The organism is Maritalea sp. S77, from assembly GCF_049801075.1.
Lineage (GTDB): Bacteria > Pseudomonadota > Alphaproteobacteria > Rhizobiales > Devosiaceae > Maritalea.
This window is the reverse complement of record NZ_JBNAGG010000001.1, coordinates 143,154-166,935: the sequence shown is the minus strand read 5'-3', so window position 1 is coordinate 166,935 and position 23,782 is coordinate 143,154. Positions and strand designations below refer to the sequence as shown.

At 50.4% G+C, this 23,782-nt stretch carries 18 protein-coding genes; 7 read left to right on the top strand and 11 right to left on the bottom strand.

Going from position 1 to position 23,782, the window contains the following annotated elements; all coding sequences use genetic code 11:
• The first annotated feature begins 135 nt into the window (after positions 1-135).
• Complete coding sequence (locus tag ACP15Y_RS00840) at positions 136-1,338, top strand: PQQ-dependent sugar dehydrogenase (RefSeq protein ID WP_424981127.1); 1,203 nt, start codon at positions 136-138, stop codon at positions 1,336-1,338.
• A gap of 1,144 nt (positions 1,339-2,482) precedes the next feature.
• Here the strand turns inward: ACP15Y_RS00840 and ACP15Y_RS00835 are convergent.
• Together ACP15Y_RS00835 and ACP15Y_RS00830 are read right to left on the bottom strand one after the other, a co-directional pair.
• Positions 2,483-3,385, bottom strand: coding sequence for a sulfotransferase domain-containing protein (locus ACP15Y_RS00835; protein WP_424981126.1), 903 nt, complete (start codon positions 3,383-3,385; stop codon positions 2,483-2,485).
• Positions 3,386-3,481: 96 nt separating this feature from the next.
• Complete coding sequence (locus tag ACP15Y_RS00830) at positions 3,482-5,020, bottom strand: ATP-binding cassette domain-containing protein (protein ID WP_424981125.1); 1,539 nt, start codon at positions 5,018-5,020, stop codon at positions 3,482-3,484.
• A gap of 781 nt (positions 5,021-5,801) precedes the next feature.
• Here ACP15Y_RS00830 and parE point away from each other — a divergent pair.
• The 3 genes from parE (at position 5,802) to ACP15Y_RS00815 (ending at position 10,577) form a co-directional block, all read left to right on the top strand.
• Complete coding sequence (gene parE / locus ACP15Y_RS00825; RefSeq protein WP_424981124.1) at positions 5,802-7,880, top strand: DNA topoisomerase IV subunit B; 2,079 nt, start codon at positions 5,802-5,804, stop codon at positions 7,878-7,880.
• 141 nt (positions 7,881-8,021) lie between these two features.
• Positions 8,022-9,398, top strand: a complete 1,377-nt coding sequence (locus ACP15Y_RS00820) for a DEAD/DEAH box helicase (protein ID WP_424981123.1) — start codon at positions 8,022-8,024, stop codon at positions 9,396-9,398.
• 117 nt (positions 9,399-9,515) lie between these two features.
• The gene (locus tag ACP15Y_RS00815; protein ID WP_424981122.1) at positions 9,516-10,577 is read left to right on the top strand and encodes a GGDEF domain-containing protein; all 1,062 of its coding nucleotides are present in this window, start codon (positions 9,516-9,518) and stop codon (positions 10,575-10,577) included.
• Positions 10,578-10,609: 32 nt separating this feature from the next.
• Here ACP15Y_RS00815 and ACP15Y_RS00810 read toward each other — a convergent pair whose 3' ends face one another.
• From ACP15Y_RS00810 to ACP15Y_RS00775, 8 genes are all read right to left on the bottom strand, one after another.
• Positions 10,610-10,996 (bottom strand): HesB/IscA family protein, encoded by a 387-nt coding sequence (locus tag ACP15Y_RS00810; RefSeq protein WP_424981121.1) that lies wholly within the window; start codon positions 10,994-10,996, stop codon positions 10,610-10,612.
• Position 10,997: 1 nt separating this feature from the next.
• Positions 10,998-11,393 carry an SUF system Fe-S cluster assembly protein gene (locus ACP15Y_RS00805; RefSeq protein WP_424981120.1) on the bottom strand — a complete coding sequence of 132 codons (396 nt, stop codon included), beginning with the start codon at positions 11,391-11,393 and terminating at the stop codon, positions 10,998-11,000.
• Between the two features lie 9 nt (positions 11,394-11,402).
• Positions 11,403-12,620, bottom strand: a complete 1,218-nt coding sequence (locus ACP15Y_RS00800; RefSeq protein WP_424981119.1) for a cysteine desulfurase — start codon at positions 12,618-12,620, stop codon at positions 11,403-11,405.
• A gap of 2 nt (positions 12,621-12,622) precedes the next feature.
• Positions 12,623-13,822, bottom strand: coding sequence for a Fe-S cluster assembly protein SufD (sufD, locus tag ACP15Y_RS00795; protein WP_424981118.1), 1,200 nt, complete (start codon positions 13,820-13,822; stop codon positions 12,623-12,625).
• Between the two features lie 21 nt (positions 13,823-13,843).
• On the bottom strand, positions 13,844-14,599 hold the full coding sequence (sufC, locus tag ACP15Y_RS00790; RefSeq protein WP_424982439.1) for a Fe-S cluster assembly ATPase SufC: 756 nt from the start codon (positions 14,597-14,599) through the stop codon (positions 13,844-13,846).
• A gap of 75 nt (positions 14,600-14,674) precedes the next feature.
• Positions 14,675-14,842 (bottom strand): hypothetical protein, encoded by a 168-nt coding sequence (locus ACP15Y_RS00785; protein WP_166638863.1) that lies wholly within the window; start codon positions 14,840-14,842, stop codon positions 14,675-14,677.
• Positions 14,842-16,311: a Fe-S cluster assembly protein SufB gene (sufB, locus tag ACP15Y_RS00780; protein WP_424981117.1), complete on the bottom strand. Its 1,470-nt coding sequence runs from the start codon at positions 16,309-16,311 to the stop codon at positions 14,842-14,844. The genes ACP15Y_RS00785 and sufB overlap by 1 nt, the downstream gene beginning before the upstream one ends.
• 37 nt (positions 16,312-16,348) lie before the next feature.
• Positions 16,349-17,503: a cysteine desulfurase family protein gene (locus ACP15Y_RS00775; protein WP_424981116.1), complete on the bottom strand. Its 1,155-nt coding sequence runs from the start codon at positions 17,501-17,503 to the stop codon at positions 16,349-16,351.
• A gap of 251 nt (positions 17,504-17,754) precedes the next feature.
• On the opposite strand from ACP15Y_RS00775, the gene ACP15Y_RS00770 reads away from it, so the two are divergent.
• From ACP15Y_RS00770 to ACP15Y_RS00760, 3 genes are read left to right on the top strand one after another with little or no spacing between them, the layout of a single operon-like run.
• Positions 17,755-18,417 carry an alpha/beta hydrolase gene (locus ACP15Y_RS00770; protein ID WP_424981115.1) on the top strand — a complete coding sequence of 221 codons (663 nt, stop codon included), beginning with the start codon at positions 17,755-17,757 and terminating at the stop codon, positions 18,415-18,417.
• A gap of 46 nt (positions 18,418-18,463) precedes the next feature.
• Positions 18,464-19,717, top strand: a complete 1,254-nt coding sequence (gene tyrS, locus ACP15Y_RS00765; RefSeq protein WP_424981114.1) for a tyrosine--tRNA ligase — start codon at positions 18,464-18,466, stop codon at positions 19,715-19,717.
• A 14-nt stretch (positions 19,718-19,731) separates the two neighbouring features.
• Entirely contained in the window at positions 19,732-20,199 is a 468-nt protein-coding gene (locus tag ACP15Y_RS00760; RefSeq protein ID WP_424981113.1) for a cytidine deaminase, read from the top strand.
• 89 nt (positions 20,200-20,288) lie between these two features.
• Here ACP15Y_RS00760 and ACP15Y_RS00755 read toward each other — a convergent pair whose 3' ends face one another.
• A complete protein-coding gene (locus ACP15Y_RS00755; protein WP_424981112.1) occupies positions 20,289-23,756 on the bottom strand; it encodes an AsmA-like C-terminal domain-containing protein in 3,468 nt (1,155 codons plus the stop codon).
• Positions 23,757-23,782: the final 26 nt, after the last annotated feature.

The following is a 23,782-nucleotide window of genomic DNA, read 5'->3' as shown; positions in this document are numbered from 1 at the left end:
TTCAAATAGATCAACACATCAAAACTATGCTGCAATGATAGCAGAGAAACAGCTATTTGATCCAAAAACGCGATAATTTGAAACTATTTGCCCGCGCCATTCGTTTCTAAAGAAACGCAGTTACCTAGGAGCACCATGATGAAACGCCAGTCCCTCACCCTCGCCCTTCTCGCCACAGTGCTCGCCAGCTCCGCTTGCGCCCAAAATGCACAATATGGCGGCGCGAAAAATGTGCCTGAATTTCAACCGGCCTTCGAAAATCAAACCCGAGCACCGCTGCTCTCCAGCAATGTCGCGCTCAATGTGGAAGATGTGGCTACCGGACTTTCCAATCCGTGGGGCATCGCAACGCTGCCTGATGGCGGATATTTGGTCACTGAGCGTGAAGGGCGTTTGCGCTACATCACGGCACAAGGCGAATTGGTCGATGCGCCAATTGCGGGTGTGCCAGATGTGCACAATGTGCGCCAAGGCGGCCTGCTAGATGTGGCATTGGCAGAAGATTTCAGCACGAGCCGCGTAATTTTCCTCACCTATGCAAAACCAATGGGCGGCAATAAATCCTCCACTGCCGCCGCGCGCGCCGTTTTAGCTCAAGATATGCGCAGCCTTAGTGACGTTAAAGACATCTTTGTGCAACAGCCCCCATCGCCAACGCCGATGCATTATGGCAGCCGCATCATCCCCCATGAAGGCTTTGCCTACATCACCACGGGCGAACATTCCTCTCGGCAGGAACGCGAATTCGCGCAAGATTTGGACAAAAGCTACGGCAAAATAATCCGCGTAACGCCAAGTGGCGAAACGCCAAGCGACAATCCGTTTGCCGGGCAAGCAGATGCTATCGATACGATCTACGCTTTAGGCGTTCGCAATGTGCAAGGTGCCGCCCTTCGCCCGCAAAGTGACGAGATTTGGCTCTTGAGCCACGGCCCACGTGGAGGCGACGAGCTGAATAAGTTGGAAGCTGGTGCCAATTATGGCTGGCCCGTCGTCAGCTATGGCGAAACCTATGGCGGCCGCCCCATCGGCAGCGGCCAACCCCGCGCTGAAGGCTTCACAGAACCCCGCTATTATTGGGATCCCGTCATCGCCCCCGGCGGTTTTGCCTTTAAAACTGGCGAAGAATTATCCGCATGGAACGGCAACATCGTCGCCTCTTCCCTTAACCCGGGTGGCATCGTCCGTCTCACAATGGATGGCGACACAATCACAGGCGAAGAACGCCTCCTCCCAGAACTCGGCCGCGTCCGCGACATTGAAATCGATAAAGACGGCTCAATCCTCGCCCTCACCGACGCCAGCGGCAAAGTGGTGCGGATCACCGCGCAAGAGTAATGTAGTATATGGCATGGATTTTGTCGGTTCTCCTATCGATGAACACATTGGGAGCGAATAACTTGTTGCCAAACAGGCCGCCAGCACTGTCACAATTCTGTCCCAAGATATGATCCCATATAAAATACGGCACATGGGAACAGGAACTCAACGTAATCTTGAATTTCCAACATGGTGTTTGCTATATGCCGACATCAGCATTTCTCTAAGCGGATGATATTCAAAGATGTTTTGAGGTGGTGCATGAAGCTTATTATTCTTGGGGCTTAAAAACCCACTTTTGCGCCTAGTAGAAAATGGCAACTTGGGCATAACAAGATGACATAGGAACCCCTCAATTACGAGTGAAAATCCAAACCTCGAGAGTTTTCCCTTAGATTTCGAGCCGACCAAATAAGCAGTAGGCAGTACAATCATCTCGCCTAAGGCCTCGCCTGTAAAACCGCCTTCCCTAGGCGACGTAAAATCCCAAACGCGCATTATTGAACAGGATGAAAGCAGTAAAACCTCCTCTCGACCACAATCCACCAAACTTCTTAGTTGGTTTTGATGGTCCCAGTTCAGTTTCGAATCTGAGTAGAAAAGATTGTCTGACATCGATGCACGCCAAAATATTGATGCTAGACTCTGTGCAATGTGATTTGGAGAAAATTCAAACCTATAGGCTAGTCCATCCGTCAGAATTTGTTTATTCCAATATCTGAGCGCGTTAATCAATGGTGCATCAAATGTCCTGTTGAAATGGCCTTCACATTTTGAACACAACAACCTAAAAGCGCCCGAGTTTTGCGTTCTATGTAGAGGGCGATTTCCTTTAGGTATCGCAATTGGACTGCCCGAACTTTCGCGTGAAATTGATCGGAAAAATGCGTTGGGAATTGCATGTGACATGCAAAGGTCACCATAATTATTGCAATAAGCACATTTATTCTTCCTAGATTGCCTATTGTTTGCCATCCGCCATCTACATATATTTATTTGATAAAGTCGTCGGCCTTGCCAGTTCACATATTAGCTGCCAAAGATTGGTCTGCAAGTACCCACTTATCCGACTTCCTTTCCTCTTCGTTGATCGCTGTCGATAGCAAAACAAAAAAGGCCAGGGAAATCCCCGGCCTTCACATAATCTGAAAAACATCAGCACTTAGTGCGCGACATTCATATTCGCCGCTTCCATTTGCCGTAAGGCTGCAGAGGATCGCAGTACCATGTCACGATCCACTTCCGCAAAATTCAGCACCTCGTTGGTTAGGTAACCGAACCGGACCATTTGTTGCGCATGAACTTCGAGAACCGAGCGAACGTAAGCTGGGCTAAGTCCTTTTTTCCAAGGCTCGTTAGACGCTTTTTTGCCTTCTATGCCGAGCGTTTTGATCGCTTCATCTGACGCCTTTTTCAGCTCTTTCGCATCCAAGCCGAGCCCCATATGATCCGAGAGGCGCTTAAATTGTGCGCGTGGATCGTTCAACAACTCTTCAAATCGCAACACCAGATCCTGTGGCAAAGAGGGCTCTGTCCAGCTTTGCACATTTTCTGACCATGAACCCCAAGGCTCTAGTGCGTTTTGCGCTGTGGTTGGTTGACGATATTCGCTTGTCGCCAGCAGCTTGATTGCATCAAGCGGCTTCTTTTTCGCCGCATAGGCAAATGCCATCACCAAATTCAACGGGTTGCGGATCAAATAAACACCACCGCCAGAAACCTTGGTGTTTATGCTCGGCTGGCCATGAAACTCAGCGCGAACCGCGTGTGTTTTGATGAAAGGCAAGCCGGGATATTTCTTCGAAAGGTAATCATGAATTTTTGGGCGCGCCGCTGCAATTTCCTGCTCGCTCATTTCAGATGGTGCCTTGCCGATCACTTCGCGATAGAACCATACGTCTGTATCCCACGGCACATCACGATTGATATATTCAAGGCTAGCTGGCTCTTTCGGACGATAGCCCTTTATCTTTGCGGCCTGTTGCAAAAACGAACGAACTGCCAAATCACCGCTATGGGGATAAGATGCAATCCAAAATAGTGGCCGACCCTTCGCTTCACTCATAATCACTCACTCTTAATCAAATTCTTGCTGCGCGTTTTACGCGCCTTTCACCATGCGGACAACCCTGCCCGCATGGTGTGGATGCATTTTATTGAGTTAGCCACCCACTTCAGCCAGATCTTTTGCCCGCAATCGATCGAAGAACGGCTCAGGACTGTCCACTTCAAACAGCCGCAAACGCTCATCAATTTCGAAAAACCGCGTGGCAATCGCCCGTACAAAATGTCGGTCGTGCGAAATCACCAATGCGCTGGGTTCACGATCCACCAATTCGCGCTCCAATTGTTCCCGTCCATGAATGTCGAGATGGTTTGTTGGTTCGTCTAACAAATAGAAATTCGGTTCAGTCAATCGCAACGCCAACAACAGCAAGCGGGTACGCTGCCCAAAAGACAATTGGCCGATGGGCTGGCTTTGCTGCTCATATATATAGCCAATATTGGCCAACATCCCTTTGGCCCGCTGATCCCCCACATCAAAATGCTCAGTGATAAAGCTTAGGGGCGATTGCTTGTCGGGCAACATATCGAGATTTTGATCGGCGTACGCCACAACATTGGACGGCGTTGTCCAAATTCCCGGCACGTCATCGCCATCAAGCGCACGCTTCACAGCCTTGATAAGTTGAGTTTTCCCGCGCCCATTTTCGGCCAACACCACAATCCGATCGCCCTGATAATGAAATAGCTTTTCAATGGAAAACAGCTTGCGATCATCCGGTGCTTTCACAACAAATTGGTCAAAACTCATGGCCACTTTGGCGTGAGAGCCTCGATTGGCCAAAGTCACATCACCCTGCCGATCTTTATGCAGGTCTGCAATATTGTCCTCAATCTTTGCCGCCCGCGCCTTTAGCTGCTTCGCTTTGGTTTGCAACAGGTCCGACCCGCTGTTTGTGCCCACATTAAACAGCTTGGCCGCATTAGCGCGCAGGCGATTGATCTCTTTCATGTCCCGCTCAGCTTTGTCCTGTGCCGCTTGGTCCAACTCTTCAAGCGCGATCCGCGCATGAGAATAAGACACGTCAAAAATCTGACATTCACCCGGGCGCAAAAACAATGTTCTGTTGGTCACGCTGTCCAAAAATGCGCGGTCGTGACTGGTGAGAACCGTCACCACCTTGCCGCGCAACGATTTAAGCACCCGCTCCACCAGATAAATTTTCTCCAAATCCAAATGGTTGGTCGGCTCATCCAACACCAAAATATCGGGCTCAGCCGCAAATAGTTTGGCCAACATCACCAGGCGGCGCCAACCGCCCGAAAGTTCAGCAAGCTTCATCGCTCCATATTCATAGGGAACACCCATATCATTGAGTGCCACATCTGCGCGCCATTCTTCAAAATCGCGCTCCTCGGGTGCAATCGCGGTCAACACATAATCCCGCGCGCACATCTCAAGGCACTCATCGGGCAGTTCTTGCGGCATATAAGCTGTCTTGGTGCCACGTGAGGTGATGATTTGACCATTATGCGGCTCCAGCTCGCCCACAATTTGCCGCAGCAATGTGGTTTTGCCTTGCCCGTTGCCCGCCACAAGGCCAAGGCAATCACCCTTATTCAGAGTCACGTCAAGATTTTGGAAAAGAGTTTCGCGCGCAACTGCACTAATGGATTGAAATTGTAATACCGTCATAATCTTCGTCGCTATATTGCTGGCATCATGCCAATAGTCCTGCATCATCCGCCGTGCGGATGACACGCCAAAGCGAGTCACAAAGATTTTTCGACCTCAGTGCCCACCCTACTTCATTTATTGAAATAGGGCCCAACGCGGTCCGAAATATAAACGATATTGATGTGCCAAATCCATCGCCCTCCGGGGGAAGCAACATTGCTTCACGCAGAAAAACTATTCAAACGAAAGGGTGTTTGGCAAGATCAAACGAAAAAGAAAATTGCTGCCAATGCCAGAGAAACAAATTGGCGCGGCATTTGGAGTTGGGCAAGTCGGTACGCAAAACTATTAAATCCGACTTGCTCCATCCAATTGGATATTGTCACGGCAAAAGATCCGGATACGCTGGTTTTCGCTTTGACAATCATACGGGAACTCCAAACTCTTCGACCGTATGAAAAGATTTTTAGCAGCACGTTGTTAAAAAAGTGCTGACGCGCCAGAAAGAATTTATCAACAATTTCCGCGATTTAGCGGCGATAAAGTTAAGCAATCCTTTATGCGACCCGCTGAATGCAACCGCATCAACCACTTATCGGTCTCATTCTGAAACGTCGCAGCACCAAACCGCAATTTTTTGCGGATAAAAAAATTTAGTAAAAAATATTTGCATATCGATGTTGAAAATCCGTCGATAAGTGCGCGCATCTGGTTATTTTCCGGGCGAAGCGATTGACCAGCCCTCAATCCCAACAAATATGGTAAGCAAAGCATTCAAGATGATTCGAGGCGGCACCACATGAGCAATAGCGACGATCTGTTTTCAGCATTTGGCGGCGGAGAAGGAGAAAACGACTCCCAAAAACCGGCCAGCGTCAGCACTGAGAGCAAATCCGCGCCCAGCAAACCTGCTTCCAAAAGCAGCGCCCCTCTCCCCGGCGCTTCAAAGGATGACAAATCCTATGGCGCACAAGATATTGAGGTTCTTGAGGGGCTGGAGCCTGTTCGGCGGCGTCCCGGCATGTATATTGGCGGTACGGACATTAATGCCCTGCACCACCTCTTCGCCGAAATCATCGATAACTCTATGGATGAAGCCATCGCGGGCCATGCATCTCGCATCGAGGTGCATTTGGATACCGAAGGATATTTGGCCGTCACCGACAATGGTCGCGGTATTCCTGTTGAGGAACACCCTAAATTTCCCGGCCGCTCGACCCTAGAGATCATCATGACCACCCTGCACGCAGGTGGTAAGTTTGATTCAAAAGCCTATGAAACATCTGGCGGCTTGCACGGCGTTGGCGTTTCCGTTGTGAACGCACTTTCTGACGATTTGATCGTCGAGGTCGCACGCGACAAAACACTATATGTACAAAAGTTCTCGCGCGGCTTGGCGGTCACCGGCATTGAAAGCGCAGGCGAAGTGCGCAACCGCCGCGGCACCACCATCAAATTCCACCCCGATGCTCAAATTTTTGGCGAAAAAGCGCGGTTTTCACCCAAGCGCATTTTCGAAATGTCACAAGCCAAGGCTTACTTATTTGCGGGTGTAGAAATTCGCTGGTCCTGCGATCCAGAGTTGGTCGAAGGCACAGACGTACCGCCGAAAAAATCTCTGCACTTTCCAAATGGTCTTAAAGACTATGTGGAACACCGTGTTGAAGGCCGCACCCGCATTGTAGAAGAAATCTTCGCGGGTCGCGCGGGCGCTGCCGGCAAACATGGCTCAGTTGAATGGGCCATCGCCTTTACGCTTGGCGACAATTTCGTATCTTCTTACTGTAACACCGTGCCCACCCAAGATGGCGGCACCCATGAAGCTGGGTTGCGCGCGGCCCTCCTGCGCGGCATGAAGGCTTATGCGGAGCTCACAGGCAATAAACGCGCATCAATCCTCACCGCAGAGGATGTGTTGTCCAACTGTAGCGCCGTATTGTCAGCCTTTATCCGTGAACCAGAATTTGTCGGCCAAACAAAAGATAAGCTGTCGACAACTGAAGCCAGCAAGATTGTTGAAAACGCAGTACGTGACTCATTTGACCACTGGTTGGCTGCATCACCCAACCAATCCAGCAAATTGTTGGATTGGAGCATTGAACGCGCTGAAGAGCGCTTGCGCCGCCGCAAAGAAAAAGAGATCGACCGCAAAAGCGCCACCCGCCGCTTGCGCCTTCCCGGCAAATTGGCCGATTGCTCGCAAGGCGCCGCGCAAGGTGCAGAAATTTTTATCGTTGAGGGTGACTCAGCGGGCGGTAGCGCTAAACAGGCGCGTAATCGCGCCAATCAAGCTGTGTTGCCTTTGCGTGGTAAAATCCTGAACGTCGCTGGCGCTACGCGCGACAAGGTTACAGCAAACCAGCAGATCGCAGATATTGCGCAAGCGCTAGGTTGCGGCACACGCGAAAAATATCGCAGCGAAGATCTTCGTTACGACAAGATCATCATCATGACCGATGCGGATGTTGACGGCGCCCACATTGCTGCGCTGTTGATGACATTCTTCTTTCAAGAGATGCCTGAGCTCATTCGCGAGGGCCATCTTTTCTTGGCTGTACCGCCACTTTATCGCATCACCCAAGGTGCAAAAACCCTTTATGCAAAGGATGATGCAGATAAAGACCGCCTGATGGCTGAAGAGTTTACAGGTCGCGGCAAAGTTGAAATCACTCGGTTTAAGGGCTTGGGTGAAATGCCCTATCAGCACCTTAAAGAAACCACCATGAAACCAGGGTCCCGCACCCTGTTGCGCATTGATGTTGCAAGTGAATTTGAAGAAACCAAGGGCAGTATTGACCGCCTTATGGGCAATAAACCTGAACTGCGTTTTCAGTTCATTCAGGAAAATGCCGCCTTTGTTGACGACCTCGACATCTAAATTCATCGACGGTTCAGGTGCGTTCCGTTAAGAAAGTTTCCCATTAACCCATTGACTTAGCGGTTATTGTCGTTATGGTCTCGTGCGCGGGGCCACTAATAAATTCATGACCATCACAACTGTCAGAGTGGACGTATTTACTTGAGCGAACATTTTTCAAAACTTGGATTAAGCCAATCCGTTGTCAACGCTGTGTCTGATGCAGGCTACAGTGAGCCTACGGATATTCAACAAAAAGCAATTCCGCATATCCTTGAGAAAAGAGATATTGTGGGCATTGCGCAAACAGGTACGGGCAAAACAGCATCCTTTGTCTTGCCCATGTTGACTTTGTTGGAAAAAGGCCGCGCCCGGGCACGTATGCCGCGCACGCTCATCCTGGAGCCGACGCGCGAACTTGCCGCTCAAGTTCATGAAAACTTCGAAAAATACGGCAAAAACCACAAATTGACAGTGGCTTTGTTGATTGGTGGCGTTTCCTTTGAAGAGCAAAATAAAAAGCTCGATCGTGGCGCAGACGTATTGATCGCGACACCAGGCCGCCTGCTCGATCATTTTGAACGCGGTCGCTTGCTGATGACAGGCGTCGATATTTTTGTCATCGACGAAGCAGACCGTATGCTTGATATGGGTTTTGTGCCAGATATTGAACGGGTCAGCGCGTTGTTGCCAAAACGTCGTCAAACCCTGCTATTTTCCGCCACCATGCCAGATGAAATTGCAAAATTGACCAGCAAATTCTTGACCAACCCAGAGCGCGTTGAAGTGGCGCGGCAAAATTCGACTGCCGAAACCATTACGCAAAAGGCTGTGAAGGTTGGGTCCAAGCCTTTTGAAAAACGCGCCGCCCTGCGCGCGCAAATCAATGCGGCAAAAGATCTAAACAACGCAATCATCTTCTGTAACCGCAAGCGCGATATCGCCACCCTCACCCGTTCGCTTGAACGTCACGGGTTTAATGCAGGTGCTTTGCATGGCGACATGGACCAAAAAAGTCGCATGGCAACGCTTGATGGCTTTAAATCTGGTTCCATCAAAATTTTGGTGGCCAGCGATGTGGCCGCACGCGGTTTGGATATTCCTGAAGTTAGCCATGTTTATAACTTCGATGTGCCGACCCATGCTGAAGATTATGTGCATAGAATCGGCCGCACAGGTCGTGCAGGCCGTTCAGGGCAAGCTGTTAGCCTTGTTACAAAAGCAGACGAGAAATATCTAAGCGCGATTGAAAAATTGATTGAAAAATCTATCGAGGTTGAAGAAGCGCCGAAAGACGCAACTTCAGAAGCAAAATCTGAGAAGCCAAGAAGCGAAAATCAAAAACGCTCACGTGGCCAAAAGAAGCAAGCGACTGATAACGCTGAAAAAAGCCAGCAAAGCGCCTCGACAGAATCGCAAAAATCATCAAAGAATAATCGCAAGAAACGTTCAGGTAATGACAATCAGGATCGTGTTCCATTTGGTCAATCAGACCAGGTGCCAGCCTTTTTGTTACGGCCTGTTCGGCGTGCAAGCTAAGATTGTTTTTTAACGCAATCTTTATAGGTCGCGCAGTAGAAACATCTTGTGGGTAAATAAGCTTTGGGGAAATTGCATCAAATTGCAATTAACGCAAAGTGTGGTTCGGAATTAGATATGCTTGTATCTGAACATGATTATCAGCGTACTCTTGAGTACTCTTTTGCCGCCTTGGGCATGCTCAAGCGCGCGAAGATTCCGCCCTATCCACACTTCTACGAACTTTGTTACACCTATGCCTCGGGCATTAACGAGCAACTCAATGAGCGGCTCAACATGCTATTGGGCGAAGACAACACACTTTCAATGGAAAATGTGTTGCAGGTATATCGCGAGTTTTTCGACAACCCATCAGACCTAGAATCACGGCTGACAAGCGTTTCGCAGGAAATGTCCTCGAAAATTGACGCTGTTAATCGCGCCATGGACGACGCGATTGATACTGCCGAGGGGTATTCTGGTTCTTTGGGCAAAGCCGAGCAGCAATTGCTGGGCGATGTCGATCAAGCAGCTTTGCGTATCTTGGCTAAGCAATTGCTTTCCGAAACCCACAAGATGCAGGAAGCCAACAAAAATCTCGAAGAAAAACTGAAAGTGTCTAAGCAAGACATTTCCAGCCTGAAACGGGATTTGGACACGGCCCGCCGTGAAACCATGTTGGATCCGCTGACCAAAATTGCAAACCGCAAAAGCTTTGATCAGCGCCTTAAGCAGGTGCTGGAAATCAGCAAGAATACGGGCACAACCTTCTGCTTGTTGATGATGGACATCGACCACTTTAAAGCCTTTAACGACAATTATGGCCACCAAACTGGTGACCAAGTGTTGCGGCTTGTGGCGATGACGCTCAAATCAAACCTCAAAGGTCGCGACCATGCATCCCGCTATGGCGGCGAGGAATTTGCAGCGATCTTGCCGGATACAGATATTCGTGGCGCCCGTCTCATTGCCGAAAAAATCCGCAAAGCGGTACACGCCAAAGAATTGTTGAAGCGTTCAACCAATGAGAAATTGGGCCGGATCACCGTGTCTATCGGTGCAGCACAATTCCGGCATGATGAATCAATTCCAGAATTGATCGAACGTGCTGACGGTTGCCTTTACACAGCCAAGCGCTGCGGCCGTAACCGTGTGATTTGCGAAACTGACGAAGAGTTCCGCAAACCAAAAGTCGCCTAAGGCCTTTAAATTTCAATAGAAATTGTGAAGCTCTATTTTGCTGAAGCCCGTGCTTCAGCCAATTGCTTCAAGTCGGCTGGTTCAAGCATCACGCTTTCGCCACAGCCGCAAGACCCGGTTTGGTTCGGGTTGTTGAATGTAAATTCAGAGCCAAGCAACTCTTCTTTAAAGTCCATTTGTGTGCCCAAAAGAAACATTGTTGCTTTCGGGTCAACATAAACATCCACGCCATGTTCGCTCACATGGTCGTCGCCTGGCGTTGCTTCCTTCACATAATCGAGGGTGTAAGCCATACCAGCGCAGCCAGCATTCTTCACCCCCACGCGCACACCAACCACGTCATCATCACCAGATTGGGCGATGATGCTCTTCACCTCATCAGCAGCGCGTTCAGTAATGCTCATGATTTTCAAAGCCATTTTACCACCAATTCAGGGCGACCATCGCCTCTTCTGACATGCGTGACTGATCCCAAGGTGGATCAAACACCATGTTAACCTTCACATCCTGCACGCCTTCAACTGAGGCGACTGCATTTTCAACCCAGATGGGCATTTCGCCAGCCACAGGGCAGCCAGGTGCGGTCAATGTCATGTCGATCGTGATGTTGCGGTTGTCATCCAGATCGACCTTATAGATCAAACCCAATTCATAAATATCGACGGGGATTTCAGGGTCATAGACGGTTTTCAACGCCCCAACGATATTCTCCGTCAGGCGCTCAATTTCATCCGGAGAAAGGTTCGAGCTCTCAGCAGTAATTGTCGCCGCATTCGGGCTGGGCTGCTCTGCTTCTGCCACTTCTGTATCGCTCATCATATTCTCCTAACCAAAGAATGTTTGCGCTTTGCCAATCGCGGCAACAAGCGCATCTACATCATCTTTCCCATTATATAGGGCGAACGAGGCGCGACATGTAGAGGTCACGCCAAATCTTTTCAGCAAGGGCTGCGCACAATGGCTGCCAGCCCGCACCGCAACGCCATAGCGATCTAAAATGGTCGATAAATCATGCGCATGCACATTTTCAATGGCAAAGGAGAAAATTGCCCCTTTGCCCGGCGCATCGCCAATCAACCGCAAGGCGTTGATTTTCAAAAGCTCTTGCCGCGCATAATCGCCAATTTCATCTTCATGCGCTTTAATCTTATCGCGGCCAATGCTTTCAATATAATCGATTGCGGCGCCCAAACCAATGGCTTGCACAATTGGCGGCGTTCCCGCTTCAAACCGATGTGGCGGTTCGGCATAGGTCACATTGTCTTCAAACACGTCGGCAATCATTTCACCGCCGCCTTGGAAAGGCCGCGTGTCGAGCAAACGATCAAATTTGCCATAAAGTACGCCAATGCCCGTCGGGCCGTATAGTTTATGGCCAGTGGCAACATAAAAATCGACGCCCAAATCCTGCACATCAACTGGCAAATGCACCGCACCTTGCGACCCATCAACCATCACAGGGATACCACGCGAATGCGCTATTTCTGTGACTTTTTTGATCGGCACAATGGTGCCCATTACGTTGGACATGTGGGTTAAAGCGACCATTTTCGTGCGATCCGTAATCGCCGCCTCGAAGGCCTCTAAGTCAAAGCTGCCATCTTCGGCAACATCTACCCATTTGATCACTGCGCCTTGGCGTTCACGCAGAAAATGCCACGGCACGATATTGGAGTGGTGTTCCATCTTGGTGATGATGATTTCATCGCCCTCACCAATTTTTGGTCCGGCAAAACTCTGTGCGACCAAATTGATCGCTTCTGTCGCCGAGCGCGTGAATACAATTTCCTCCACGCGCTCAGCATTGAGAAATTTCTGCACCTTGGCCCGCGCATCTTCAAACGCCTCTGTGGCGCGATTGGAGAGCGTATGCAATCCACGGTGCACATTGGCATATTCGTGGGCATAGGCGTGCTGTATTCGCTCCAAAACCTGATTTGGTTTTTGCGCAGACGCCCCGCTGTCGAGATAAACAAGCTTATGCCCGTTCACCTCTTCTGACAGAATGGGAAAATCACCACGAATTTTGCCAAGATCCAGCATAACTACTCCGCTGCTGCCAACCACGCATCCACGCGGTTTTCCAATTTGGCATGGATTTGCTCATCTTCGATTTCGTCGAACAATTCCGCCAAAAAGGCTTTAATCAACATTGATTCTGCGTCTGCACGTGGAATGCCGCGGCTCATCAGATAGAACAGCGCATCCGCGTCTAGCTCACCGCAGGTTGCCCCGTGCGCGCACAACACATCATCAGCGAAAATCTCAAGCTCAGGCTTCACCAATACTTCAGCACGTTCAGACAGCAACAAACCTTGGCTCATCATTTGCGCATCTGTCTTTTGTGCATCCGGCGCCACGATGATTTTACCTTGGAAAATCGCTTTGGAACGATCCCGCACGATAGACTTAAAGCTCTCTGTGCTGGTGGTGTTGGGCACCGCGTGGTTCACATTCAACGTGAAATCGCCATGCTGCTTGTCCATCAACAATGTCAGACCAGCAAAGTCGGCATGTGCGCCCTCACCTTTAAATTCTGCCTTAACATCTGTGCGACCAAGCTGGAAATTGGCGTGTGTCACAAAGGTCCGCAAATTGGCCGATTCATGCAAATCATAGCAATTTTGCACAAATTGACGCGCATCTTTGCCATTCTGATCAAGCTGAATGTGCAGTAAATTCGCGTTTGCCGCCACGTCCATGGCGAAGTCTGCAAACCGCAGGCCGCGCTCATTCTGCCCTTCAAATGTCTCGATAATGGTCGCTTCCACGCCGTCGGCTGAAGTCACCTTCACCTTGCTGGCAGCAACGCTGTTCGCCCCCGCATGCACCTGCGCAATGTGGATCGGCTTATCGAGTGTTTTTGAAATCGAAATTTCAATTTGGCTTTGGGCAAACCCGTCCATCAAATTGATGATTTGGTCTTTGCCAACCGTGGCAGATACGTCACCAGACTTGATTTCCACCCCATCGATCGCATCAGCGTGCACCAATTTGCCATTCACGATCACAATCCGGCTAAAGCCATCAAATTGTTTGTTTGGCAAATCATCATTGGCTTTCGCCAGCTCAGCCGGGACTTCGCGCAACAAAGTGCGCAAGTCGGTATAATGATATTCTTCAATCCGACGATGCGGCAAACCATGTTCGGTCAGCGACGCTTTTGCGTCCGCCGCACCAGCCGCTTGCAACAAATCCGCAAGCTGGTTTTCGGCATCCGTCAGTTTCACAACATGTTGTTCCATGAATTTCGCTCCAGCGTTGGATTAAGCAGCAGTGCCGTCAAACTCGGCATAGCCTTTTTTCTCAAGCTCAAGCGCCAATTCGCGGTCGCCGCTCTCCACTACACGGCCGTCAGAGAACACATGCACACGGTCGGGCACAATATAGTTCAACAAACGCTGATAGTGAGTGATCACAAGCATAGAGCGGTTCGCATCGCGCAAATGGTTTACCCCTTCAGAAACGATCTTCAACGCATCAATATCAAGGCCAGAGTCAGTTTCGTCCAACACGCAAAGCGAAGGCTGCATCAATGCCATTTGCAAGATTTCAGCACGCTTCTTCTCGCCGCCAGAAAAGCCAACATTCAAAGGACGCTTCAGCATATCCTGTTTGATTTCCAACTGCGCAGACGCGTCTTTTACAAGCTTCATGAACTCAGGAATTTTCAGCTCGTCTTCGCCGCGTGTTTTCCGCTGCGCGTTCAATGCCGCTTTCAAAAAGGTCATTGTCGCAACGCCAGGGATCTCAATCGGATATTGGAACGCCAAAAACAAGCCAGCCGCAGCGCGCTCATCGGCTTCCATTTCCAGCAAATCCTTGCCCATAAACAAGATTTCGCCTTCGGTCACTTCATAGCCTTCTTTGCCCGCCAACACATATGAAAGTGTTGATTTGCCAGAACCGTTCCGGCCCATAATCGCATGCACTTCACCGGCAGGTAGGGTCAAATCAACCCCTTTCAGGATTTGCTTGTCTTCCTCTTCCACTTTCACGTGGAGATTTTTGATTTCCAGAATTGGCGTTGTCATTTCATGTCCTCAATTCTCGCCCCGCAAGATGGGCGCTTATGCGTCAATTTCAAAAGGCTTTGCTCACCACATATAGGTGATCACCAGCCAAACACTCAGGGCGGCAATTACACCTGCAATACCGCCAATAATTTTATAGCCTTCGGGTTCTTCCGCCTTCACGCGGCCCGCCACGACATAGCCCATGCCAAGCCCGGCAATGATCGCAATGATGATCGTGCTCCAACCCATTAGCCCACACTGCCTTCAAGGCTGATGCCAATCAGCTTTTGGCTTTCCGCCATAAACTCCATTGGCAAATGCTGCAGCACCTCGCGCACAAAGCCGTTCACGATCAGCGCCACAGCCTCTTCTTCATTCAGGCCGCGTTGCTGACAATAAAACATCTGGTCGTCAGAGATTTTCGATGTGGTCGCTTCGTGTTCAAACACAGCGCTTGAGTTGCGGCTTTCAATGTAAGGCACTGTGTGCGCGCCACATTTATCGCCGATCAACAAGCTGTCACACTGGGTGAAGTTTCGTGCGCCCGTTGCTTTCGCATGGGCAGAAACTTGGCCACGATATGTGTTTTGTGAAACGCCAGCCGAAATACCTTTGGAAATAATCCGGGAAGATGTGTTCTTGCCCAAATGGATCATTTTGGTGCCGCTATCCACTTGCTGGTGGCCGTTCGAAATCGCAATCGAATAGAATTCACCAACCGAATTGTCACCGCGCAAAATGCAGCTTGGATATTTCCATGTGATGGCCGAACCAGTTTCAACCTGTGTCCAGGAAATCTTTGAGTTCTTGCCGCGACAATCGCCACGCTTGGTCACAAAGTTATAAATGCCGCCCTTGCCGTCTTTATCGCCTGGATACCAGTTTTGAACGGTCGAATATTTGATCTCAGCATCATCCAACGCCACCAATTCAACCACAGCAGCGTGCAATTGGTTTTCGTCGCGCATTGGGGCCGTACAGCCTTCCAAATAGCTCACATAAGAGCCTTCTTCTGCAATAATCAATGTACGTTCAAACTGACCAGTTTTTTCTTCATTGATGCGGAAATAAGTCGACAATTCCATCGGGCAACGCACGCCTTTTGGAATGTAAACAAACGAACCGTCAGAGAACACAGCCGCATTCAATGTTGCGTAGAAATTGTCTGAAGTTGGCACAACCGAGCCAAGATATTTCTTCACCAATTCTGGGTGCTCTTTCACCGCTTCTGAGATCGAGCAGAAGATCACGCCAGCTTTGGCCAACTCTTCTTTAAAGGTGGTCACAACTGAAACACTGTCAAACACAGCATCAACAGCCACTTTCGCGCCTTCAACGCCAGCCAAAACAGCCTGTTCGGACAATGGAATGCCCAATTTTTCGTATGTCGCCAACAGTTCTGGATCAACCTCATCTAGGCTTTTGGGCCCAGGTGTCGATTTTGGAGCGGCATAATAATAAAGGTCTTGGAAGTCGATTTCGGGATAATCAACCCGCGCCCACTCGGGCAATTCCATTTGCTGCCAGCGGCGGAATGCTTCCAAACGCCAATCCAGCATCCATTGGGGCTCGTCCTTCTTGGCAGAAATGAAGCGTACAATATCTTCATTCAGGCCTTTAGGCGCCATATCCATCTCGATATCGGTTTTAAAGCCATATTTATATTTATCGACGTCAATTTCCTTGACCTGATCAATGGTTTCTTTAACCGCAGCCATCGCAAGACCTCTCTTTCATCAACCCTATCGCGGCATGTCAGGCACGTGCCCGATCATCGCCTTTAAACTTTTCTGCTATCTGCGCGCTCGCAGATAGAAATGCCTCAATATCCGCTTCTGTGCTGCTCCACCCCACGCTCAAACGTAACGCACAATCGGCCAGTGCTGGATCAATCTGCATGGCATCCAGCACATGCGAACGCGACACTTTACCGGAGGAACATGCTGACCCAGCCGACAGCGCAATATGCGCCAAATCATACTGGATCATAGATATGTTGTTCTTGATGCCCGGAAGTGCAAACGAACTTGAAAATCCAGAACGTGGCGCCTCAGCACCAAAAATCTCGATATGCGGAAACAGGCCTTTCAAACCTTTTTCCGCCTTCTCAACCAGCCCCTGAGGCATCTGCGCGAAATTTTCTGTTGCCTGCGCTGCCGCTACACCAAATCCTGCAATCAATGCAGCAGATTCAGTGCCACCTCGCCGCCCTTGCTCTTGTCCGCCACCCGGGATCAAGCGCACATCATCCACGCGCGGTTTTAGGATCAAAGCGCCAACACCCGCCGGGCCGCCAATTTTATGCGCTGAAACTGAATAAAAATCTGCACGAGATGGATCAAAGTAAAATTCAACTTTGCCCGCGCCTTGCGCGCCATCCACCAGCAAGTAATGCTCGCTGTCATACATCAAATTCCCGATCTCATCGATCGGTTGCACAACACTGGTTTCATTGTTCACTTGCTGCACGGCCGCCAAAACGCGCTCACCAGCAGCGTCAGCCTCGCCCAACTGGCGCTCAAGCGCCGCCAGATTCAACAAGCCATTTGTATGCAGTGGAATAAAGTCAAACGGCACCCCTGCCGTTTCAACCGCACGGATCACAGCCATATGCTCGCCCGCGCCAACCAGAATACGATTAATTTTTTGGCTACGCGCCAAACCCCAAATCGCATGGGTCAAACTTTCCGTGGCCGACCCGGTAAACACCACCCGTCCTCGCGCTGTGCCGCACAAAAGCGCCACGTGATCGCGCGCTTCTTCAATAATGGCCCTTAGTTTGCGCCCATTTTCATGAACTGAAGATGGATTGCCGGGAATCGCGAACGCTTCGACCATGGCCGACTGCGCATCTGGCAGCAAAGGCGCCGATGCACTATGGTCCAAATATGTCACCGCGTTCCGCGTCATTGAAAAATTCACTCTTTTTCAGGGCCATAGGCCGATTCATCCAATCAGTTCTTGAATTTTGCGCACTACAATAGGTAAAAGAAGCGCACAATATTGACTGTTGGGCAAAAAACTAGTTTTGAATAATTCTAAACTGGTATTTCGCACTCACGTTTTAGGTAGCGTGCCGACATTCGTCAACCCTTTTCGCCGAACAATCCCTGCATTCGGCAAAAGCTTTTGGTTTTAAGTGGGGAAAGAAGGTCTCGTGTATGCCTGAAGTATTCTTTAATGGTCCAGCTGGTCGTCTTGAAGGGCGTTACCAACAAGCAAAAGACCCCAATGCGCCAATCGCTGTGGTGTTGCACCCACACCCCGAATTTGGCGGCACCATGAACAACCAAATTGTTTATAATCTTTTCTACATGTTTGCCCAACGCGGTTTTTCCGTTTTGCGTTTCAACTCTCGTGGCGTTGGCCGTTCGCAAGGCGCGTTCGATCACGGCGTAGGCGAGCTCTCTGATGCTGCAGCGGCGCTTGATTGGCTCCAAACCTTGAATAAAGAAAGCCCCGGCGTTTGGATTGCGGGATTCTCTTTCGGGGCATGGATCGGTATGCAGCTCTTGATGCGTCGTCCTGAGGTGGAAGGCTTTATCTCAGTTGCGCCCCCGGAAAATCTTTATGACTTCGCCTTCTTGGCCCCATGCCCGTCTTCTGGCCTGATTATTCATGGCGAAAAAGACCGTGTGGCACCGCCGGAAGCTGTTCAGAAGCTGGTGGATAAATTGCAACAGCAAAAGGGCATCACTGTCGAACAAAAAATTGTTGAGGGTGCCAACCACTTCTTTGAGGACCGCATCGAACCCCTCATTGATGAATGCTCCGAATACCTTGATCGTCGGCGCGAAGAAATCGCCCAAGGCGGTGGCCGTTAGCAAGGGTGCTAACGGCAAACTATAAGAAAAATAAAAGGAAAAGCTTATGACCTACAAATCCGACTTTTTGCGCACGCTAGAAGAGCGCGGATTTTTGTATCAGCTTTCTGATGCAGAAGGCCTCGACAAAAAATTGTGTGAAGGTCCGGTCACAGGTTATATCGGCTTTGACGCAACAGCAAAGAGCCTGCACGTGGGCAACCTCGTGCAGATCATGCTGCTCTATTGGCTACAAAAAACCGGCAACAAGCCACTCGTCTTGATGGGCGGCGGCACCTCAATGGTGGGTGACCCGACTGGCAAAGACGAGATGCGCCAAATGATGACGCCTGAAATCATTGAAGGCAACAAATCGAGCATTCGCGAAATCTTCGCCAATGTGCTGAAATTTGGCGACGGCGCAACTGATGCCAATATGCTTGATAATGCTGAGTGGCTCCTAAAGCTCAATTACATCGACTTTTTGCGTGATGTAGGTGCAAAGATCTCCATCAACCAAATGCTGACCCGCGAAGCGGTGAAACAACGTTTGGATCGCGAACAATCTTTGAGTTTTCTTGAGTTTAACTACATGATTTTGCAAGGTTACGACTTTGCTGAAATCAACAAGCGTTACGGCTGCACCTTGCAGATGGGCGGCTCAGACCAGTGGGGCAACATCCTATCTGGTGTAGATTTGGCCCGTCGTTTGAATGGGGCTGAATGCTTTGCCGTCACCACACCGCTGATCACCAAATCCGATGGCTCCAAAATGGGTAAATCGGTCGCTGGTGCGGTTTGGCTGCGCGCAGATATGCTGTCAGTTTATGATTACTGGCAATTCTGGCGCAACACAGGCGATGCTGATGTTGGCAAGTTCGCTAAATTGTTCACCACCCTACCCTTGGACGAAATCTCCCGCTGGGAAGGCTTGGAAGGCAATGAGTTGAACGAGGTCAAAAAGCAATTGGCCATTGCCGCCACGGCCATGATCCACGGTCAAGAGGCAGCGGAAGAAGCCGCAGAAACGGCACGTCGCACATTTGAGGAAGGCGCGATTGACCTTACCTTGCCGACAGTTGAAGTCACCAAAGCAGACCTCAACGAAGGCTTGGGTATTCTCAATGCCTTCGTCACCGCAGGTCTTGCCGGATCAAACGGCGAAGCACGCCGCCTAATCAAATCCGGTGCCCTCAAAGTCAATGACGAAAAGGTAGACGACGAACGCGCCACACTCGGTGAAGGCCAGCTATTACCAGAAGGCGTAATCAAATTGTCCGCCGGCAAAAAGCGGCACATTTTGTTGAAACCCGCTGAATAAGGTTTACGGCCTCATTGGCCGTAAACCATTTACCTTTTATCGGCAATGTTGAAACAATGAAGGATGAAATGCTGAGCGTCGAAGATGACCTCTATCAAAGCGCGATTACCTTTATAAAAGAAAGGTATCCAACTGGTTGGGGTGGCGCTGCAGCTATCCGGCTACGGTCAGGTGATATTCTGACAAGTGTTGCGCCTGATACCGATTTCGACGCATTGGCCGCCTGTATGGAACTCGGGGCAATATTAGAGGCACACAAACTTGACGAGGCAGTAACACATAGCATCTGTGTATTCAGGGACGGTGAGCACTCACGTTTCAAAATTCTTTCGCCATGCGGAATTTGTCAGGAACGGCTAAGACACTGGGGGTCAGATGTTATGGTCGCGATTTCCAATCCAGAACAAAAAGTCATGTTTAAGCCCCTTCTTGCCCTACAACCGCACCATTGGCGAACGGCAATCGATCAAAGCAACACATAAATAAGGGCGCCCCCAACTCTGGTGCAACAAATCGCCCGATAAATATCTGATCAACCAGAAGCCCGGCCATCCCGCCTGGCTTTTTATTTCTATTGGTTGTCGACCTGCTCAAGCGCGCGGCGCGCTTCAGGATCACCTTGCGCCCGAAACTCAAAGATCTGCCGGAATACACCCGGTGCCAGAATTGACGCAGGGTTGATCGAAAACTGCGGATCATCCAATGGCCCCCGCACTGCAAAAGTCACCCCAATCAGGCCTTCGCCGTCGCGTCCACCCAAAATCGCGCCGAGCAACGGCAGCTTCTGGAAAATATTGTTTAAACCAAATAGCGGAATATAGGTCCCCACCAAATCATATTGGCGCTGGCCGGTATAAATGTTGCCGCGCAATGTGCCGCCAATGGTGCCGCCATCAAGCGCTCCTTTGGTCACTGAAATCACGCCATCTTGCCCCACAAACTCGATTTCCGCTTCTCGGAAGCGCAATTGATTTTGACGCTCGATCAGTTTGCGGCTGTCTCGGTGGTTGCCCAGCACTTGCGCCACTTTTTCTTCGTCCGCAATCGCGAAGTCTGCCAAAGTAAAGCCGCCAGAAATGCGCCCTGCACGGTCATTTATGTTCAGAACCAAACTACCAACGCCATTCAGCAAGCGCGGATAAATGCCGATAAACCGCAGCAGCGTGCCCAAATCATTAAACGCCGCGACCATCGAGCGTCCAGATTGCAAAGGGTTAGTCGTGATCGACACCGATTTGTCGTTGCCGAACGAGGTTTGTAAATTCACCGTGCGGAAGTCCGCCCCACGGAACACAAAACGGCCCTTGGTGTTGTAAGCCGTGGTCTTATAGAAGCCCAAAGCCCGATTAAGCGCGACATCAATGTCAATCACCTGATCGTCAGCATTTGAAGTCGCCTCTGATGTGCCTTGATCCAGCCCAAGGAAACGCCGCAGCATCGGTTTCAGATCAAGCTGCTCGCCGGTCAACTTCACCTTGAAACCACCATCAATCGGCGACAGTTCAACTTGCGCCTTGTCACCCGGGTTCAGCTGGAAGGTCGACATTTTCGCGTCAGTCAGCCCATCTTCAAAATGGAAGTCGAGCGTGCCGGCAATCCGCACATTGCCAAACCGCAAGTCAATCTGCGGCACATTCACATTTTCCTCGCCAAATTGCAGTTCAGCATTCAACTGCCCTTGCACCCCAGCCTTTTTAGAAACGCCAAGCTCTGAGAATTTGACAGCAGCATTGGTCAAATCGACAGCCACCTGCACATCGTCGCCTACTGGACGCCCCACAACGCGGATAGGGCCTGTCACAAATTGCGACAGGTCAAACCCGAGCTTCTTGCGCTCTTCTTCTGTCAGCGTCGCGGAGGCCGTGATAACCGGATCGGCATCATCTTCGGCTTCAATGCGCAAATCCGCCAAAACATCATCCACCCACACGCGACCGGAGGCCTGATAGCCAGCTTGCGAAGCAGTGAATTGCAGGTCGCCATCTTTCACCTCGTGCCCTTCAATGGGCACAGAGCTGGCAAAGTCGTCCACATTGCCATTCAGCGTATAGTCGAGACCCTGCGGCTTACCGTCACCAAATTGAGAAATTGTCGCGATCACATTAATGTCTGCGGCGCCCGTCAAATCTTCAGGCTTATATTCAAGGTCGAAATCTTCCAGCAGATTCAATGGTTCTTTCGATGCAATGGCGATCAGCGTGCTGACATCGCCTTTCAAATCACCCGAAATTTCAAACACTTGATCTTTGGGAAAGGTATTCCGATTGAGATAAGCGGCATTGGAGATTTCCACCTGCCCAGCCGCATCGCTGACCATGCCTTTGTCAAAGCCCATCTCAATGAAATGATCTTTCACCTTGATGGTGGTCGTGCCCCCAATGTCGATGATCGGGAACCCAGGCAGCGGCAGCAGCGACACTTCTTGCGCGGTGCCCAAAATCGTCAATCCATCTTCGGGGATTCGTTTGTCTTCACCTCTTTCGCCGATGCTACCCACCGGAAAGTCAAACCGCATCTTCGCCGTTTTCAATCGGCCATCGGTAACATTTTCAACAAACCATTCTCGCGCATCTGTGGCGAGGAAATAAGGCCATAGCCGCTTCAAGCTGTCCGCATCCATGCCCCGCGCCACCATGGCCAAATCAAGGCCAATGCCCGCTTGCAAAACGTCAACACGCCCATCCGCCTGCAAGCTATATTCGCCCGTATCAATCGTAACTTTGTCGATGCCAATGGCGCCATAAACCGGCGCGGACCAGCCATTGAACACAATATTGGGGATGGTCTTTTCCGGCGCATCCATGTCATTTGGATGCAGATAAACATTGGCAAGTTGCATCCCGATGCCAACTGTCGGGCCATAGAGCTCATCAAGGCCAAGCGCAAATTCGCCCGATATATCCGCGTAGCTCTGCCCAATCTCAATTCGTGTGGGCGACAGGAAATAGCGGCTTTCGCGCGGCTTCCATTCCACATTCGCCACTTCTGATTCTACGGAAAACAGATCGCCTTCAATGGCAGCCAAGGTGCCTGAAACATCAACTTTGAACTGGCCGAGATAAACGCCCTTATCGTCAAAATTCACGTCGAAATCTAGTTGCGACCCGCCTTTGAGCGCAAACACACCGTCTTGGTCGTCCAAAAATGGCATCAAAAGTGCCAGATCGAGATTTTCAAACCGGCCGCTAATCCGTCGCTCTTGCTCTTCGGCCAACGTCCAAAAGAAGCTGCCAGAGGTTCGCCTGCCCGCTGCACTAAAGCGGGAGAACATCGAGACCCCATTGTCATAGGCCAGCAGCTCAAGTTCAACATCGTCTAGTGACCGATAGAGCTGATAGATTCGGTCCAACACATCAATGCGACCGTCGGAAACCGTCAGCTTGCGATAAGCACCATCTGCAGTGTTCTCAGCGAAAAGCGCCAGCAAGCCTTCCAAGCCATTCACCGCTTCAATAGCCCAAGCATTGTCGGATTTCACCTTCAATGCTTCCTCGCCTGCCCGCAGGCTCAAGCCCTCATCGCCTACCGTTACGTTTAAGCCAGATTGCGTGCCCACCTGCAACCGAACCGTTGGCGTGTCGCCAAGGCTATCCTCGTCGAATTCGAGGTTGGCCAAATTCACACCGTTAAAGTCCTGCACCAACTGCACATGCGGCGAACGAACTTCCACCTCAATGGCGGGTCGTCCAGCCACCCAAGCAGGTAAAAACCAACGCAAATCAACGTCTTCCGCAACAAATTGTGCACCCGATTGCACATGCCAAACTTTGAGCTGGCTTAAATTCAGGGCAGGAATCCACCCTTCACGCAGGGTTAAACCGGCTTTTTCAAACTCGGCTGCATAGCCTTCGGGAAGTTGCTCTTCAATTTTTTGCGCCACAAGCCCTTGCACGCCAGGAAATGAGACAACGTTCAGCGCCAGCACAATAACGGCCAAAACAATCAGCCCAACCAGCGCGCCTGAAAAATGCACCCGCTTCCGCTTGTGTAAAGGCCGTGTATCTTTAGGTCGTGGAGCGCGTTTTTTCGTTTGTCTCATTAATGGCTTTTATGCTGCGGGTTGAA